Annotated in this window: 15 protein-coding genes; 9 read left to right on the top strand and 6 right to left on the bottom strand. The window is 55.0% G+C overall.

What is annotated here, in order from left to right:
* Positions 1-4 precede the first annotated feature (4 nt).
* The 3 genes from ntrB to L579_RS03690 all read right to left on the bottom strand — a co-directional run bounded on the left by ntrB (position 5) and on the right by L579_RS03690 (position 3626).
* Positions 5-880: a nitrate ABC transporter permease gene (gene ntrB, locus L579_RS03700; RefSeq protein WP_021182935.1), complete on the bottom strand. Its 876-nt coding sequence runs from the start codon at positions 878-880 to the stop codon at positions 5-7.
* Between the two features lie 11 nt (positions 881-891).
* Positions 892-2142 carry a CmpA/NrtA family ABC transporter substrate-binding protein gene (locus L579_RS03695; RefSeq protein ID WP_021182934.1) on the bottom strand — a complete coding sequence of 417 codons (1251 nt, stop codon included), beginning with the start codon at positions 2140-2142 and terminating at the stop codon, positions 892-894.
* 263 nt (positions 2143-2405) lie between these two features.
* The gene (locus L579_RS03690; protein WP_021182933.1) at positions 2406-3626 is read right to left on the bottom strand and encodes a nitrate regulatory protein; all 1221 of its coding nucleotides are present in this window, start codon (positions 3624-3626) and stop codon (positions 2406-2408) included.
* Positions 3627-4119: 493 nt separating this feature from the next.
* Here L579_RS03690 and L579_RS03685 point away from each other — a divergent pair, with 493 nt between their 5' ends.
* From L579_RS03685 to L579_RS03650, 8 genes are all read left to right on the top strand, one after another.
* Positions 4120-4611 carry an SH3 domain-containing protein gene (locus L579_RS03685; RefSeq protein WP_200864649.1) on the top strand — a complete coding sequence of 164 codons (492 nt, stop codon included), beginning with the start codon at positions 4120-4122 and terminating at the stop codon, positions 4609-4611.
* 85 nt (positions 4612-4696) lie between these two features.
* Complete coding sequence (icmH, locus tag L579_RS03680) at positions 4697-5911, top strand: type IVB secretion system protein IcmH/DotU (RefSeq protein ID WP_021182931.1); 1215 nt, start codon at positions 4697-4699, stop codon at positions 5909-5911.
* Positions 5911-8025: a type VI secretion system membrane subunit TssM gene (gene tssM / locus L579_RS03675; RefSeq protein ID WP_036625092.1), complete on the top strand. Its 2115-nt coding sequence runs from the start codon at positions 5911-5913 to the stop codon at positions 8023-8025. The genes icmH and tssM overlap by 1 nt, the downstream gene beginning before the upstream one ends.
* Positions 8026-8038: 13 nt before the next feature.
* Entirely contained in the window at positions 8039-8737 is a 699-nt protein-coding gene (tagF, locus tag L579_RS03670) for a type VI secretion system-associated protein TagF (RefSeq protein ID WP_021182929.1), read from the top strand.
* Between the two features lie 35 nt (positions 8738-8772).
* A complete protein-coding gene (gene tagH, locus L579_RS03665) occupies positions 8773-9891 on the top strand; it encodes a type VI secretion system-associated FHA domain protein TagH (RefSeq protein WP_021182928.1) in 1119 nt (372 codons plus the stop codon).
* A complete protein-coding gene (locus tag L579_RS03660) occupies positions 9888-10664 on the top strand; it encodes a PP2C family protein-serine/threonine phosphatase (protein ID WP_021182927.1) in 777 nt (258 codons plus the stop codon). The genes tagH and L579_RS03660 overlap by 4 nt, the downstream gene beginning before the upstream one ends.
* A gap of 14 nt (positions 10665-10678) precedes the next feature.
* A complete protein-coding gene (locus L579_RS03655) occupies positions 10679-11629 on the top strand; it encodes a hypothetical protein (protein WP_021182926.1) in 951 nt (316 codons plus the stop codon).
* Between the two features lie 60 nt (positions 11630-11689).
* Positions 11690-13102 (top strand): serine/threonine protein kinase, encoded by a 1413-nt coding sequence (locus L579_RS03650; protein WP_021182925.1) that lies wholly within the window; start codon positions 11690-11692, stop codon positions 13100-13102.
* Here the strand turns inward: L579_RS03650 and L579_RS03645 are convergent.
* Positions 13099-13776 (bottom strand): gamma-glutamylcyclotransferase, encoded by a 678-nt coding sequence (locus L579_RS03645; protein WP_021182924.1) that lies wholly within the window; start codon positions 13774-13776, stop codon positions 13099-13101. The two genes, L579_RS03650 and L579_RS03645, sit on opposite strands and share 4 nt — an antisense overlap.
* Positions 13777-14013: 237 nt before the next feature.
* The gene (gene chaB, locus L579_RS03640) at positions 14014-14244 is read right to left on the bottom strand and encodes a putative cation transport regulator ChaB (protein ID WP_021182922.1); all 231 of its coding nucleotides are present in this window, start codon (positions 14242-14244) and stop codon (positions 14014-14016) included.
* Between the two features lie 367 nt (positions 14245-14611).
* Here chaB and chaA point away from each other — a divergent pair, with 367 nt between their 5' ends.
* A complete protein-coding gene (gene chaA, locus L579_RS03635) occupies positions 14612-15703 on the top strand; it encodes a sodium-potassium/proton antiporter ChaA (RefSeq protein WP_021182920.1) in 1092 nt (363 codons plus the stop codon).
* A gap of 120 nt (positions 15704-15823) precedes the next feature.
* Here chaA and kdsA read toward each other — a convergent pair whose 3' ends face one another.
* Positions 15824-16678, bottom strand: coding sequence for a 3-deoxy-8-phosphooctulonate synthase (kdsA, locus tag L579_RS03630; RefSeq protein ID WP_021182919.1), 855 nt, complete (start codon positions 16676-16678; stop codon positions 15824-15826).
* Positions 16679-16691: the final 13 nt, after the last annotated feature.

The raw sequence follows: 16691 nt of genomic DNA, 5'->3' as shown, positions 1-16691 counted from the left end.
CTCCTTATTTTTCCCAGCTAAAACGACGGGCCAGTAACATCAACGCCTGTTCGAGCAGCAGCCCGACCACACCGATGATGACAATGGCAATCAGGATGTTTTCCACATTGAGGTTGTTCCACTCATTCCAGATCCAGAAGCCGATCCCCAGACCACCAGTCAGCATCTCGGCAGCGACAATCACCAGCCAGGCGATGCCGATTGAGAGACGAACCCCGGTCAGTACCGCAGGCAGCACCGCCGGAAACAGGATGCGGCGCATCACCGTCCACTCCGAGAGTTGCAGCACCCGCGCCACATTGAGGTAGTCCTGGGGAATGCGCTGCACCCCTTCGGCGGTATTGATCACCATCGGCCAGATCGAGCAGATAAAAATGGTCCAGCTTGAGGCCGGTTCAGCACGCTGGAACAACAGCAAGCCAATCGGCAGCCAGGCGAGTGGGCTGACCGGACGAAGCAGCGCGATAATCGGGTTGAACATGCGTGAGACAAAGGTGAAACGGCCCAGCAGGAACCCTGCCGGAATCCCCACCAGCGCCGCCAGCCCAAAGCCCACCGCCACGCGTTGCAGTGAGGCCAGCACGTTCCAGCCAATACCCTGATCGTTGGGGCCATTGTTGTAGAAGGGATCAGCAAACAAGGTTAATGCCGCCTGCCAGGTGGCCCACGGCGTGGGGAAACCCTTGCTCGACATGGCCGCAATTTGCCATACCAACAGCAGCAACAGGATGCCGCAACTCGCCGGTATCAACCGTTGCAGCAGGGGCCGCAGCCTGGGCTGTCTTACGCCGGACCGGCCTGGGGCCTTAAGGGGGATCACCTGCGCCGTGGGGGCAGCGGCGCTGACCGGTGGTGTCAGGGAACGCGCTTCAGATTTCATGGTAATTCCTCTTAACGGTGAATGGCGAAACTGGCGGCATAGGCGGCGGGGTTGCTACCGTCCCACACTTTGCCGTCCATCAGGGTGCTGCTGCGCATGGCGTTGGCGGGCACGGTGACGTTCCCCACCGCCGCTGCCGCCTGTTGATAGATGTCGAGTCGGTTGATTTTTTGCGCCACGCCAAGGTAATCCGGGTCAGTTTTCACTAGTCCCCAGCGCTTCATCTGTGTCAGAAACCACATGCCGTCGGAGTAGTACGGGAAGCTGACTTCACCGTCGTAGAAGAAACGCATCGCATGGGCATCCTGCCATTGCTGACCGAGGCCGTTTTGGTACTGGCCGAGCATGCGTCCCTCGAGGGTTTCAGGTTTGGTGTTGATCCATGCCCGCCCGGCCAGGGTTTGCGCTGTTTCGCGCCGGTTGTCATCCGATGCATCAATCCAGCGTGCGGCTTCCAGCACCGCAGCAGTCAGGGCGCGGGCGGTGTTGGGATTCTCCGTCACCCATTGCGCGCGGGTGGCGAGGATTTTTTCCGGGTGATCCGGCCAGATTTGCTGGGAGGTGGCGGCAGTGAAGCCGATGTTGTCGCTGATGGCACGTTGGTTCCACGGTTCACCAACACAAAAACCGCTCATATTGCCGATTTTCATGTTCATCACCATCTGCGGTGGCGGCACCACGACGGTACGCACATCCTCAAAGGGATCGATACCGGCATTCGCCAGCCAGTAGTAAAGCCACATGGCGTGGGTGCTGGTGGGAAAGGTATGAGCAAAGGTGTAAGTGCCTTTGGCGCTGTCTGCGATAAAGGTTTTCAGACTGGCTGCATCCGTCACCTTCTGTTCTTTGAGCTGATTCGACAGGGTGATGGCCTGGCCGTTGTTATTCAACGTCATCAGGTTTGCCATGTCATGTTGTGGACCGGCAACGCCCAATTGCAGTCCATAGATCATGCCGTACAACGCATGGGCCGCATCCAGTTCGCCAGCCGTCAGCTTATCGCGCACCGCCGCCCAGCTCGCCTCTTTGCTGGGTTGCAGACTGATACCGTATTTTTTGTCGAAGCCTTTCACCGCTGCCATCACCACCGGCGCGCAGTCAGTCAGTGGGATAAAACCAACTCGCACCGTGCTTTTCTCCGGCGCATCGCTACCTGCCGCCCAGACGGCATTGCGTAGCCCCGGCAGCAGATAACTCCCCCCTACCGCCGCACTGCCCAGCAAAAACTGCCGACGGGAAATCGAAAACCGCGTTCTGCTCATCCGCATCACCCTGAAAAAAGGAATAAAAAAAGGCGTCCTCCCACATGCAATCGCATGGGGCCGGACGCCTTTATCCAAAGCACTCGTTCTGCCGCCGTTGGCACAACAAATGCGCAATGTCATAAAGATGTTGCAAAGGGTGTGCCAGGATGGCGGAGGGTGAATTTTCAGCTATTTATCAGCATCAGCTCCCGCGCCACCCCTTGACACGCACCGCGTTGACGCAAAATACGCACATTCTTTGTGCAGATAACTCCAATGGGTTAGACCTTCAATGTGGCGGCGACAGCGAGAATCGCCTGGGCGATCTCGAGGATGCGTTTGTTCTGGTTCATGGCGCTTTTGCGTAGTGTCTGCCAGGCATCCTGCTCGCTGTAACCATGCTGCTGCATCAGCCAGCCTTTGGCCTGATCAATGACTTTTCGTTCATCGAGTGACGCACGCATACTGGCCAGCTCATCGGCCTGCGCCTGCAAACGCTGCGCCTGTTCACGGATGAGCGACAGGACCGAGCGTCCCAGCTGTGGCGCCAGACCGTTGCTGTCCAGCGTGACATCCTGCCCTGCCAGCCAGTTGGCCCCGGCGACATACAAGGTAAAACCTGCTTCATCCGCCAGCAGGGTGGCATTAGCATCGTGTTGCTGCGTTTCGGCCATTGCCCGGCGGCAGCAGCTCATTAAAGCCGCGCTCAGACCATCTTCGACCTGCTTCATATTGTCCAGACGCGCCGTGAGCAAAGAGAACCACTGCAATACGCCGTTATCACCGCAGTGCGCACCGGTACAGGCGATACGGCGCAGACGTTCGACTTCACTGCCCGCATCACTCATCCGACGCCAACGTTGCAGATTCTGTGCATCGGCAAACTGACTGAAGGTGGCAAAACTTTGCTCCTGGGCTTCAATCAGCGCCTGAACGCGCTGCCGCTGCTCCGGGGTAAATTGTCCGGCAGCAAAGCCCGCTGAGCCGGTTGCCCGTTCCTGACCAGCCAGCTCTTTGCCCTGCATAAAGCTGAACAACGCGATCAGCGCCCGTGAAATATCCGGTTCGCTGGCGGTATCTGCCGCTTCAAACACCAGATTCAATAAGGTGCGAATGATGTGGTTGAAGGCGTCCATCGCCTGCGCATGGGACAATTGCAGGCTGCGCACCTGCGCCCGCAGCGCCGGCAGCCCTTCCAGCGCCTGCAATGCGGCGGCAATTAACAGGCAGAAACGGCTGTAGCCGGGTTGCGCATCTGCCGCCGGTAGAACCGAGAGCATGTGACGCTGTCCTGATTGCACATCTTGCGCACGCGCTTCCAGCTCATCACCAAACACGCGTCCGGTTGAGCATAACCAGATATTGCTGACGCCCCTCTCGCGCTGTAACCGATGAATTAACTCACTGATAGCAGTGATCAATTCACCGGTACGCAGCAGCCGTTGCAGGCTGGCAATTTCACTGGCGCGGCTGGCATGCAGGTAATCTACAGCCTGAGTCATCGCATTCTCCTGGCATTCCCCTTTTGAGTAAAAGTCTTAGCAAAAGCCATGCCGGAACTGGATTTGCAACTGGCTGAATCAGGCACGGATATTCTGAAAGTAAGAAAATTGTTTACTGCCGCAATCTTTTTTTATGATAGAAAATAGATTAATCTTATTTACCAATTTTCTTTGGTACTAACTTGAGTCAAAAGCGGCTACGCAGCCTTAGGCGCTGAATGGCAACAAATAAGTTAAATTGGCTTAACTATCCCTGAAGGTACGCTTTTTTTATCACCGGCAAACAACGCCGTTTTACCCGGTAGCACGGGATTTCCCACGGTGCAATAGTTTGAATTCTCAAAAGTCTTAGGTAGACTGACGGGAGCACTATCTTTCTGTAATCTGACTGTTTTTTTGAAGGCATTCTCACTGCATAATCTGGCCGCCTGCGCCTGATTTTCGCCGTAAAGGGCAATGCATTATGCAGTTAATCTGATGAAATTTGAGGATCATGGTGAATAAGAGTCTTGTGCTAACGCTGCTGGCGGTGCTGACTTTGGCAAGTTGCAAAGCACCACCGCCGCCAGTCACAGATGACACCCTGGTAACCAGTGAAGTGAATGGGGTTAAACTGGTTCATCGTCATGCGGTGGCAGCACCTGGCGAATTCACGCCGGTCAATCAGAGCTTCCGGGCGCTCTATGGCGCTTCAATCATGACCACGCCAGATTACAGCGGCAAAGTGGTACGCTACCTGGAGACGGGTAAAACCTTTGAAGTTCTGGGTCGTGTTGAGCATAGCTGGCTGGCGATTGCTGATGAACCCCAGGGCACGCTGATTGGCTACGTGCCGCCGAAAGCGGGCGTAGAGAGCAGCCGCTATGATGCCACCCTGCGTAGTGACCGCCCCCGTCCCCGCCGCAGCAAACAGGTCTGTGTAGACGTGGGGGGCGCCAGCAAAGCGTGCCGCACCAACGATACCGCGACCTGGATCTTAGACTGATCATGAAATCCGGCGCATATTGCCCGCAGAAGCCTTACTCTCTGCGGGCAGAGGGTTCCACTATTGCCTGGAAGAACGAGATTTAATGACTCAGGAAGCCCTGGCACGAGACGTTACCGTCGCGGGCAATGATAACCTGTTATTGACTGCCGCAGCCCCGATCCTCAATGCCGTCGTTCAGATACGGCAGGCCGCTACACACGATGACCCCGCTGGTTTACGTCAGCTGTTGATCGATGAAATTCGTCAGTTTGAACAGCGCTGTAAAATGTCCGGTTTACCTTTCGAGATGATCATTGGCGCACGCTATTGCCTGTGCAGCTTGCTGGATGAAGCGGCAGCACAGACCCCGTGGGGTACGCGCGGCGTCTGGTCAGGTAACGGTATGCTGGTGACATTCCACAATGAAAGCTGGGGCGGCGAGAAGGTGTTCCAGCTGTTATCGCGCATTTCACAAAATCCGCAGCAACATTTGTGGTTGCTGGAAGTGATCCACTACTGCCTGTTGTTAGGCTATGAAGGACGCTATCGCGGTAGCGAAAATGGCCAGGCGCAGTGCGAAATCATTCGGAAACGTTTGGCGCATCTGATTGCAGAAACCCGACCCGATACAGGCGCGGCCAGCGCCCGACTGGTTGAGGTGCATCCGCTGGTGAGCAGCTTATCTCGCCCGATGGTGCCGCTGTGGGCCTGCATCACCCTGGCGGCGCTGGTGGCGTGTCTGATTTATAGCGGTCTGAACTGGCGTCTCGGCAATGCGGCGGAACCGCTGTTACGTGCCATCTACGAAACCCCTTTACCGCAAATCACCCCAGGGCGTCGCCCAACGTCACCGCAGGCCTTGCTTGATTTGCATCAGCGTCTCAATGATGTCATCGCGGCGGGGCAACTTGAAGTGAGCGATGGGGCCTTCGGCAGCAAAGTTATCATCCCGGCTGACAAGTTGTTTATCACTGATGGCACCGTGGTCAATCAGGTGGGACGAGCGCTACTGGCGCATGTTGCCAGTGCCATGAAAACCGTGAAAGGTACGGTGCTGGTGTCGGTTTATACCGATAACAGCCCGGTGGATGGCCGTTTTGCTTCCAGTTATGAATTCTCCTTTGCCCGCGCCCGCGCCGTCGCCCAGTTGCTCAATCCGCAACTCGCTGAGGGACATAGCGTGAAGGCGGAGGGCCGTGGCGACAGTAATCCCCTGTTGCCAAACGACAGCAATGAAAATCGCGCCCGCAATCGCCGGGTAGAAATCACCCTGTTTGCGGCACCGGAAACCCTTAGCAATCATCAGGGAGGCCAATGATGCGCGCATCACTTCAGCATTTATTAACGCACCGTCTGCTGTGGAGTTTTATTGGCATCACTGCACTGAGCTGCGTGTTGTGGATTCTCGGCCCACTGTGGAGCTGGGGCGATACCCGACCACTCGAACCCTTATTGCCACGGCAACTGGTAGTGGGATTGCTCTATTTCTGTTGGGTGCTGTTCCAGTTTATCCCTGCCATCTGGCGTGCCTGGTTTAACAGCAAACTTTTGACCCGCTTGCAGCAAGTCAGCAGCGAGGAGCTTTCCGATCGCCAGATGACGGAGACGCTGCTGACTCAACGATTTAGCGAAGCAGCCCAACGGTTGAAACGCACCCAATTTGGCCGCCGTCAGCGGCAAGGCTGGTTGGCGCGCTTCCAGAGTCACTATCTCTATCAGCTACCGTGGTACGTCATTATTGGCGCGCCTGGTGCCGGGAAAACCACCGCGTTGCTCAATGCCGGACTGGAGTTTCCCCTCACCGACAGTCTCGGCAATGCCGCTGTACGCGGGGTTGGCGGTACACGTCATTGTGACTGGTGGTTTACGGACAGTGCAGTGCTGATTGATACCGCTGGCCGGTATGCGTTGCAGGAAAGCCAACGGGCACGCGATGCCAGCGAATGGCATAACTTCATCCAATTGTTGAAGCGTTACCGTACCCGGCAACCCATCAATGGCGTGATCATGACCATTAGCGTGGCCGATCTGCTGACCGACTCCGCCGAAGCACGCCACGCGCAGGCCACCGCGTTACGCCAGCGAATGGTGGAATTGCACCAGCAAACCGGCATCCACTTTCCGGTCTACGTGATGGTGACGAAAACCGATCTGTTGAAAGGTTTTATGAGTTTCTATGGTGGCCTGAATAAACAGCAACGCGATGCTATCTGGGGTTTTACCTTTCCCTGGGAACCGGGTAAACCACACAAGGATGACTGGCACCGCAGCTTCAGCCAACAATATCATCTGCTTGAACAGCGCCTGCATCAGCAGCTGGCAGGTGTGATGGCGCAGGATCGTGACCTGACCCAGCGCGCCGATAGCTTCCTGTTTCCACAGGAATTCAGCTCATTGCGACCCTTGCTGAACGAGTACCTTGATGTGGTATTTTCCGGCCATCAGGACGCCGTGGCCTGGTCGGCACGCGGCCTGTTTTTCACCAGCGGCACCCAGGAAGGCTTGCCTTTTGATCGCATCATGGGCGAGCTAAACCGCAAACTTCAGTTGCCGCAAGCAGGCCAGCACACCATCGCCGCCTGGGATAGCGTCAATCGCAGCAGCCCCATCCCTGGCACGCGTGGGCAAAGCTTCTTTATCCGCAACCTGTTGAGCGATTTAGTGTTTCGTGAGAGCGGTCTGGCAGGCAGCAACCGTCACTGGGAGTACCGCAATCGCTTGTTCCACTGGATTGGCTATGGCGTGCTGACCGGCGCTTTGCTGCTGCTTTCCTGCCTGTGGCTCGCCAGCTATCTCCAGAATCAGCGCTATCTTGATCAGGTCGCCGCACGTATAGCACCGATCACCCAGCAGAGCCAGCAAGTTATTCATCAGCCTGCGGATAATATTTTTGATCTGCTACCCTTCTTAAATAATCTGGTGAAGTTGCCGCTTTCGGATCGCTTTTCCCTCGATAATCCTCCGCTTACCATGCGTGTCGGCTTGTATCGCGGTAATCAGGTAAGCGATGCAGCCTGGGTGCTTTATCAAAACGCCCTTAAGTCTTTATTACTGCCACGCGTGGCCCAGCAGATCACCAATCTGCTGCGCGACGATCCCGGTACTGATAATGAATACAGCCGCAATGCGCTCCGGGCCTATCAGATGCTGTATCAGCCACGCAATTATGATGGCGAGTTTTTGCGTGGCTGGCTGATGCAAAATCTGCAACGCACCCTGCCGGATAACGTCAGTGCACGCGATTTACAGCAGCTGGACTGGCACCTCAGTCAATTGCTTGATCAGCAGATTCAGTCTTCGCCTTATGCCCGCGACAACGCACTGATGATGCGTAAGCTTGCGGAAAATCTGAAAAATGCCGGTCAGAACGGCAATACGCTGACGCTCGCACCGTTAAACGCTGCACAGCGATTGACCGGACACAGTGAGTAATGGTGAGGTAATGATGGCGACACATACCGCCCCCGGCTGGTACGGGAAGTTGCCGACAACCGGTGATTTCCTGCGCCAGCGACTCAGTGAGAATAGCGTGACATCCTGGAGCCATTGGTTTCAGCAAGGTTTACTGCATTGGCATCAGCAGGAGAATGCCACGACCCAGCACTTTCTGGCGGCACCGGTGTGGAATTTTGTTTTACCGATTTCACCGCTGCGCCCCCAGGTACAAATGGGTTGCCTGCTGCCCTCCTGTGACCGTGTCGGGCGCGCCTGGCCGTTGCTGGCGTTGCGCAGTTTTCCCGTGAGCCAGTGGCATCCTGCGCAACTGGCGCTCTCTGGCGACTGGTTTCAGGAATTGGGGATGACGTTGTTGCGTGCAGTGCGGGATGCCCAGACCGCAGACATGCTGGAGCTGGCTATACAACAGATGTCACCGTTGCTGGTCCCGGAAAAACGTCGTACCGACATCATGGACGTGATTGGTTTCGCTGACCTGCCCAGCTCGTTAAGCTGGCGTGAAGTGGCCGACCATTTTGATCCCCACGAGCATATCAGCTACTGGTGGAGTAACCGCAGTGACGGTTTTGCACACGCCACACATAAACACAGTGGCCCGCTCACCGCGCAGCTTTTTGCATTATTGTTTAACCCGGCGTCAGGTGCGCAGCCGGGACGTAACGGTCTCTATCCGCCCATGTTCGAATAGACCGCGACGTTTGCCCTCTGTAAACGGGAAGACTCATGGAATTTACCATTGTGCAGTGCAATACGGATGTGCCGGCAAAAACGGTGGCCTTTAAGCCGCCAGGCGGCACCATCGGCCGTAGTCAGGATAATGATCTGGTGCTGCCGGATGAATCGCGGGCCATTTCTCGCCTACAGGCACTGGTACATCTGTCGCCCGAAGGCGAATGCCGTTTGACCAACCAGGGCAGCGTCACCTCAGTGGTGCTGAATGGCGTGCCATTGCCACGCGGTGCGCAAGCGTCATTGCAACATGGTGATGCGTTAACGATTGGAGAATACGGGCTGGAGGTACGCGACCCGGCACGCACCACGGCGCAAAAAGACGATCCACTGGCGTTTTTTTCCCCGGCAGAAAGTGACCCGCTTGGCATGCTGGAGAGCATCCAGCATGTCATCCCTGAACCCGCCGCGCCGCGCCCTGAACGTCATAATGATGCACGCCTGGCGATCGACCCACAGGAGAGTTCACCCGCCCTGCCCACGGTGCTGCCCGGTACGGACCAGGATAAGCTGATTATCGCGTTGCTGGAAGGAATGGGGCTGAACAACGGCCATCAAACGCCCATGAACGAAGAACAGATGCGCATCACCGGACGGATGCTGAGTCTGTTTTCGCAGGGCACAGTCGCGCTTCTCTCCTCACGATCGATTCTGAAACGCGGTGTCAAAGCCGATATGACGATGATCCTTAACGAGGCCAATAACCCCTTCAAAATCCTTCCTTCTGGCAAAACGGTGCTGATGCAGATGTACCAAAGCCAGATGCCGGGCTTTATGCCGCCGGAAACTGCCGTGCGTGATGCCCTGGTGGATTTACAGGCCCATCAATTAGGGATGATTGCCGGTATTCGCGCCATCATCGCGGCGATGCTGCAATCATTCAATCCCCAGCGGCTGGAAGATCAGGCACGACAAGATGGCGTCATGCCAAAAATGCCGTTTGCGAATACACGTAAGGCCGCGCTATGGGACCATTTTTCCCGTCATTATCAACGCACTGCTGGCGAGATTGAGGATGACTTCCACACCCTGTTCGGTGAAGCCTTTCTGCACGCCTACGATATGGAAGTTAACCAATACAAAGATTCACAGACGCGGACGGAAGACTCATGAAGATGATGTTTGCCAGCCGCTGCCAGCAAGGTATGCGCGATGAAAATCAGGATCGTACCGGTGCGCAACTGGACGATCGCAAGGCTTGTTTTGTGGTGTGTGATGGCGTGGCGGGCCTGCCGGGAGGAGATCGGGCGGCACAACTGGTACGTGATACCCTGCTCGACGCAGTACAACAAGATGCGGCCTTCACACCTGCGGTGACGGCGGAGGCAATCAAACTTTGCCAGCGCGTGCTGCTGGAGGAGCAGGGAAAGAATCCGAATTTTTCCCGCATGAGCACCACGCTGGCCGCGCTATTTATTGATCGGGAAAAACAACGGGCATGGTGGGCGCACGCCGGTGATAGCCGGGTTTATCACTTTCGCCACGGTTCTCTTTTTCAGGTAACACGCGATCATAGTCTGGCCCAACAATTGCGCGAGGCTGGCTATGAAAATACCGGCATTAACAGTAATTTACTCTATAATGCGCTCGGCGTTGAACCGGCGCGTCCGGCCACTTTTAGCGAGGTAATTGCGCTGGAAGATGGCGATGCCTTTCTGGTCTGTACCGACGGATTCTGGCTCAACCTGACGACTGACGAAATGGAACAGGCCCTGCGCATGGTCAATGCCTGCGAAGAGTGGCTGGCATTGATGGAACAAGCCGTTAACCGCAGCGTAAAAAGCGACAATCTGAGCGCTCTGGCGATCTGGATTGGTGAGCCACAGGAAGCAACGCTGCTTTATTCCCAGGCCGATGCGGCACGTTTTCTGCCGTCACGTTATTGATTCCAAGGATTCATATGAAATTGTGGTTGTCGGGCTTAGCGACGCTGCTGCTGGCCCTGAATGCACAGGCTGAAGATTATCGGGTGGTGTACTCCCCGAGCCTCGCGCTGGAAGTGTATATCGATGACGTGGCAAGTAACGCCCCAAACGACTGGTGTAAAGAGACACTGCCGCTGCGTATTGTCTCCGGCAAAGGCACCGACTCCAGCGTGCTCACCAGCTTTTTGCCGCGTGTCGGCACACTGCTGGCGAATCAGTGCGGCACACTGGATGTGATTCCCTGGCAGATGACCGACAAAGATGGCAACGTGCTGGCTAACGGCAGCGCCACCAAATTACAGAACTGGCGGCCTATTGTGCTGAATGATGCCACCGCCAATGCCAGCGCCAACAATGCTGCTCCTCTCGATTTATCACGCCCGGCAGACAGCAGCCCACTGCAACAATTTGCCTTGCCGGGTGGCTGTCATTTCCGCACCTGGTGGGATGATAAAGGCGCATCGCTGTTTATCCCTGAAATGACGCAGCAGCATTGCTCGTCTGAAGGTTGGCTGGAAGGCAGCAGCGAGCTGACCCAGGTGATCAACGGCCAGCCGCAGCAGTTGGCGGTCAATTTTTACCAGGGTTATCCGATCGCCAATCTCAATGTCAGCGGCCCACCGTTACAGGTGATCGCCGTCAATAACCAACGCATGATCGTGACGCGCCCGGATGCTGCCGACAGCTGGCTGGTGCTGCCCTTCGATGCCAAACAGCACCTCTGGCGTTTTAACGGAACGCTGTTGGTCAAAATGGACAAGACCACGGGACAGGATGCCGATGTGGTTAAAAAACGCGTTGAAACTTTACGTGGCGTCTGGTCGCCGCAGTTTATGCCACAGCAAAAAGTGACTGTGTTACTGATTGACACCCTGCATGCGGATCTCGCGGATCCTGCCATTGGTGCCTGGCGTAACATTAATTAATAGCGGCCGTTGCCCGTGTATTTCCCGGGCGGGCTACAGGACGTGTTCAGAGAGTTCACTATGTCGGCAAACGATAATCTAAAGATACCCAACGCCCTGCCTGCGGGTTACCGGTTCAATGAGTTCGAAATCAAAGATGTGATTGGCGGCGGTGGTTTTGGCATTGTCTACCGCGCCTGGGATCATCAACTGGAACGAACCATCGCCATTAAGGAATATATGCCGGTGTCGCTGGCGGTGCGCGCTGCCGATCTGTCGCTGGAACTGCGTGGCGAACGTTTTCAAAAATTGTTCAACGCCGGTCGCAACAGTTTTATTCAGGAGGCCCGCCTGCTGGCGCGCTTTAATCATCCTGGCCTGCTACACGTTCTGCGTTTTTGGGAAGAAAATGGCACTGCCTATATGGGCACGCTCTACTACAGCGGGATGACGCTTAAAGAGTGGCAAGTCACCAGCCCGGAAAGCATCGATGAAGCCTGGATACGCCGACTGTTACCACCGCTGTTTGGTGCGATCAATACCATTCACCAGGCGGGTTATCTGCATCGCGATATCTCCCTGGACAACATCCAGATTCAGGAAAATCAACTGCCGGTGCTGCTCGATTTCGGCTCCGCACGCAAGGAGATTGGTAACCTTTCCGACGAAACCGAAATCATGCTGAAGCCGGGCTTCGCACCGATCGAGCAATACAGTGAAGAAGGTGAAGGCGAACAAGGTCCCTGGACGGATATCTATGCGCTGGGCGCGGTGTTGCACAATCTGATCACCGGCTATGCCCCCCCGGTTTCCGTGGTACGCTGCATTGAAGACAACTATCAGCCGCTGGTTGAACGTAAACCTGAAGGTTATTCGTTGCCACTGCTGCATGCGATTGATTGTGCGCTGGCGATGAAGCCAGCAGATCGGCCACAGACCATTGATGCGTTTGCCAGCCTGATCGATCTGCCGGTGAGCGATGTGGAAGCCTTGGTTACCCAGATTACCCCGGTTAACGACACGCCCATCGAGCCAGAAGTACCGATTAACATACCCGAACCACAGGTAATGGCCGTTAACCACGCGGCTGCGGTTATTGAACCGGTCACCCCGCGCAATGTACGTCGTTTGTCACCCGGTCTGTTGGCCGTCGCTGCGGTGGCTATTCTGGCGGTGATCGTTGCCGTGTGGAAGGTCAACCATCGTAGCGCTGAACCAGAAATAGCCGCATCAAATGCCGCAGCCTCCGCTGACGCCAGCAAATCTGCCAGCAGTACGCCGGTGTTGGCAACCCTTTATCTGCGGTTGCAGGACGGGGAAAATATTGTGGTGAATGGTAAAGCGCAGAATGTGAAACCCGCCAGTAACGGCTTTGCGTCATTGAGTCTGGCGGCAGGTCAGTATCATATTGAAGTGCACAACGGTAACCAGGTTCACAGTCAGTCACTGACGATTGATAAACCTGGTACCTGGCTGATTAATCCCGGTAATTAAGAGGATACCCGCGCTGTGCACTGTTGCAGCGCTCTGACCTGGGTAGCCAGAACCGTCAGGCCCTCTTCCTGCATGCCGCGTTTTGCCAGCTCCTGCTCCAGCGAGAACAGATATTGCGCATTGGTGCCCAGCGGACCGCTGGCCTGGGCAATTAATGGCGCAATGGTGCCCGGACAGGAGTCTGCTTCAAACAGCGGATGACGCGGGTCCATGATAAATACCAGCGCCGATACCCTGCGATCATCATCCAGCTTCAGTTCGCACCAGGTAGGGAGATAGCAACCGGTGATCATTTCCCGCTTCCACAGCAATTCCAGCTCGTCATGCAGACGCGCTTCGGGCAGACGAAACGCCAGGCCGCTGGTGCTGCCACCCTCTTTCAACGCGAGCATACGTCCGGGATGCGTTGCCGTGCCACGCCCGGCAATTAACCGCAGGCAGAATGCCCGGTGCCAGCCATCAAGTTGACCAGAAGCGACTTCTTCCGCCTCAAACACCGGGTTCCACATCAGCGAGCCATAACCAAAAATCCATACCGGACTGTGGTCAGGACGGCAGGCAAGCGTAGCGGCAAGCGAAGCAGCTCGCTGTTCGCAACTCCACAGCAACGTCTCTTCGATATCACCGAATGAGGTTTTACAATCTGCTTTTAATAAGAATTCCCGGGTTAGCAATGCGACCTCCTCAACTGCCCTGACATCCTGTCGGTTTAGCTCCTGAGATACTGATTTCGTCACAGCGGATGCTGATGCACCGCCTTATCAGAAGACATTAATGCATTTGTCACAATTTTTTCAAGGTTGATGCCGATCACAAAGGGTAAATTGCCCGTAAATAGCATCGGCTGCCTGGCATGAAACTTGACCGGGGGAGACAGGAAGTGTGAAGCGGGCCGCAATGGCCCGCAGGGATCAGTGTTTAGGGTGCCACTTGTTATCGTCGCCTTTTTGATAATCTTTTTTGACCGCAGCCCAGGCAACTTTGTGGGCCACTTTTTCGCGCGAGTCGTTACCGAAGCGATCATCCTCATCGCGGTATTCATCCCAGGCGCTGTTAAATGCTTTCTGGTAGATTTTTTGCGCATGCGCCGGTAGTACGTGGCGTACACTGTCAGGTAGTTCATGTGTTGATGAGTAAGGCATAAATCCTCCTTTTCTAACCACAGGGTAAGTCTGGAACAGATAGTAAAAAACGCAAATCATCACTTTTATCGTGTTAAGTGAGTTAAAAGTTCAGAACCAGCATTTACTCAAACAAAAACGTGAAAAAAACGCCATTTCTCCAGAATAAGATGAGAATCAGCAATGATTAACGTGATGAAAATAATGATATGAAGAGAAATAACCAGGTTTTTTAGTGATGAGATTTATTTTTTCTTCTAAAGTAAATAATCGTAAAAACCCGGCACCAAGCGTGATGAAAAGTTACACTGCGCAACGCTGTAAAAGTAAGTATATTTATCAGGCACTGACTGCCTGATTTTATTCTTTTTTTCGGAGAGGATGGCGAATGGCTGTACATGAGAAAACCCGTCACACTGAATATTCCCTGATTTTCCCCATCGTCGCACTGGGCGTACTGAGTTTTTTTGGTGCACAAACCAGCCTGCCAGTGGTGATTGGCATTAATTTACTGGCCCTGGTGGCCATTCTGAGTAGTGCGTTCAGCGTGGTACGCCATGCCGATGTGCTGGCGCACCGACTGGGTGAGCCTTATGGTTCGCTGATACTCAGCCTTTCCGTGGTGATCCTTGAGGTCAGCCTGATATCGGCGCTGATGGCAACCGGCGACGCTGCTCCCGCATTGATGCGCGATACCCTGTATTCGATCATTATGATTGTTACCGCCGGGCTGGTGGGATTTGCCCTGCTGCTGGGTGGACGCAAATTCGCAACGCAATACGTCAATCTGGTGGGGGTGAAGCAATATCTGATCGCCATTTTCCCACTCGCCATCCTGGTACTGGTATTCCCGAATGCGTTGCCCGGCGGTAATTTTTCAACCGCACAGGCTTTGCTGATTGCGGCGATTTCTGCCGCAATGTACGGCGTGTTTCTGTTGATTCAGACCAAAACGCATCAAAACCTGTTTGTCTACGAACACGAGGATGAGAGCGATGATGGCGACCCGCACCACGGAAAACCTTCAGCGCACAGCTCGTTATGGCATACCGCCTGGCTGATTGTGCATCTGATTGCGGTTATCAGCGTAACCAAGATGAATGCCAACACGCTGGAGCATCTGTTAACCGAATTAAACGCACCGCAGCAGTTTACTGGCTTTCTTGTGGCGTTGCTGATCCTGTCACCGGAAGGATTGGGGGCGATTAAAGCGGTGCTGATGAACCAGGTGCAGCGTGCGATGAACCTGTTTTTCGGTTCAGTACTGGCCACCATTTCACTGACCGTACCGGCGGTGACCATTATAGCCACGCTGACCGGGCAGCAACTGGTGTTCGGTCTGGAACCACCGCATATGGTGGTGATGAGTGCGGTACTGATCCTGTGCCACATTTCATTTTCCACCGGACGAACCAATGTGTTGAATGGCGCGGCACACCTGGCGTTGTTTGTCGGCTATTTGATGACGATTATGCTGTAGCGGTGCGATTCATCGCACGCCTTTAACGCTATCGGTAATACCTGCGCGATAAATCCCGCCGCTACGGATAGCAAGCCAATAAAAAAGGCGTCTTTCGACGCCTTTTTACCAACCAACGATTTAGTTGCTGGTATCCAGTTCCGGGAAGCTTTTCACCAGGTCATCAATCGCTTTCATCTGTACCAGGAACGGCTCCAGTTTGTCGAGCGGCAGTGCAGACGGGCCATCACATTTGGCGCTGTTTGGCTCCGGGTGGGCTTCGATAAACAGACCAGCAATGCCGACCGCCATACCGGCACGCGCCAGTTCACCCACCTGCGCACGGCGACCGCCTGAGGCAGCACCAAACGGATCACGAGTTTGCAGCGCATGAGTCACGTCGAAAATCACCGGGCAGTTATTGGTGACTTTCTTCATCACGTTAAAGCCCAGCATATCCACGACCAGGTTGTCATAACCGAAGTTGCTACCACGGTCACACAGGATCACTTTATCGTTACCGCCTTCGGCGAATTTATCGACAATGTTACCCATCTGACCCGGGCTGACGAACTGGGGTTTTTTCACGTTAATGACTGCGCCCGTTTTCGCCATCGCTTCAACCAGGTCAGTCTGACGTGCAAGGAAGGCCGGCAGCTGAATGACATCTACCACTTCAGCCACAGGCTGTGCCTGCGCCGGTTCGTGGACGTCAGTAATGATTTTCACGCCGAAGGCTTGCTTCAGCTCCTGGAAAATCTTCATCCCCTCTTCCAGGCCCGGACCACGGTAAGAGTGGATGGAGGAACGGTTGGCTTTGTCAAAAGAGGCTTTGAACACGTAGGGGATACCGAGTTTGTCGGTCACGGTTACGTAATGTTCGCAGATACGCATGGCGAGGTCGCGCGACTCCAGCACGTTCATGCCGCCAAAGAGAACAAATGGCAGATCGTTTGCGACCTTGATATCACCAATACTGACTACTTTCTGTGTCATGCCCTTTCCTTTT

The sequence above is a fragment of the Pantoea sp. AS-PWVM4 genome (assembly GCF_000468095.1).
Classification (GTDB): domain Bacteria; phylum Pseudomonadota; class Gammaproteobacteria; order Enterobacterales; family Enterobacteriaceae; genus Pantoea; species Pantoea phytobeneficialis.
The sequence above is the reverse complement of the archived record's forward strand: the minus strand, read 5'-3'. Positions and strand labels throughout refer to the sequence as shown.

Coding starts and splice junctions, on each gene's coding strand:
- ntrB (WP_021182935.1), bottom strand. CDS start 880: ATGAAATCTGAAGCGCGTTCCCTGACACCACCGGTCAGCGCCGCTGCC.
- L579_RS03695 (WP_021182934.1), bottom strand. CDS start 2,142: ATGAGCAGAACGCGGTTTTCGATTTCCCGTCGGCAGTTTTTGCTGGGC.
- L579_RS03690 (WP_021182933.1), bottom strand. CDS start 3,626: ATGACTCAGGCTGTAGATTACCTGCATGCCAGCCGCGCCAGTGAAATT.
- L579_RS03685 (WP_200864649.1), top strand. CDS start 4,120: ATGGTGAATAAGAGTCTTGTGCTAACGCTGCTGGCGGTGCTGACTTTG.
- icmH (WP_021182931.1), top strand. CDS start 4,697: ATGACTCAGGAAGCCCTGGCACGAGACGTTACCGTCGCGGGCAATGAT.
- tssM (WP_036625092.1), top strand. CDS start 5,911: ATGCGCGCATCACTTCAGCATTTATTAACGCACCGTCTGCTGTGGAGT.
- tagF (WP_021182929.1), top strand. CDS start 8,039: ATGGCGACACATACCGCCCCCGGCTGGTACGGGAAGTTGCCGACAACC.
- tagH (WP_021182928.1), top strand. CDS start 8,773: ATGGAATTTACCATTGTGCAGTGCAATACGGATGTGCCGGCAAAAACG.
- L579_RS03660 (WP_021182927.1), top strand. CDS start 9,888: ATGAAGATGATGTTTGCCAGCCGCTGCCAGCAAGGTATGCGCGATGAA.
- L579_RS03655 (WP_021182926.1), top strand. CDS start 10,679: ATGAAATTGTGGTTGTCGGGCTTAGCGACGCTGCTGCTGGCCCTGAAT.
- L579_RS03650 (WP_021182925.1), top strand. CDS start 11,690: ATGTCGGCAAACGATAATCTAAAGATACCCAACGCCCTGCCTGCGGGT.
- chaB (WP_021182922.1), bottom strand. CDS start 14,244: ATGCCTTACTCATCAACACATGAACTACCTGACAGTGTACGCCACGTA.
- chaA (WP_021182920.1), top strand. CDS start 14,612: ATGGCTGTACATGAGAAAACCCGTCACACTGAATATTCCCTGATTTTC.
- kdsA (WP_021182919.1), bottom strand. CDS start 16,678: ATGACACAGAAAGTAGTCAGTATTGGTGATATCAAGGTCGCAAACGAT.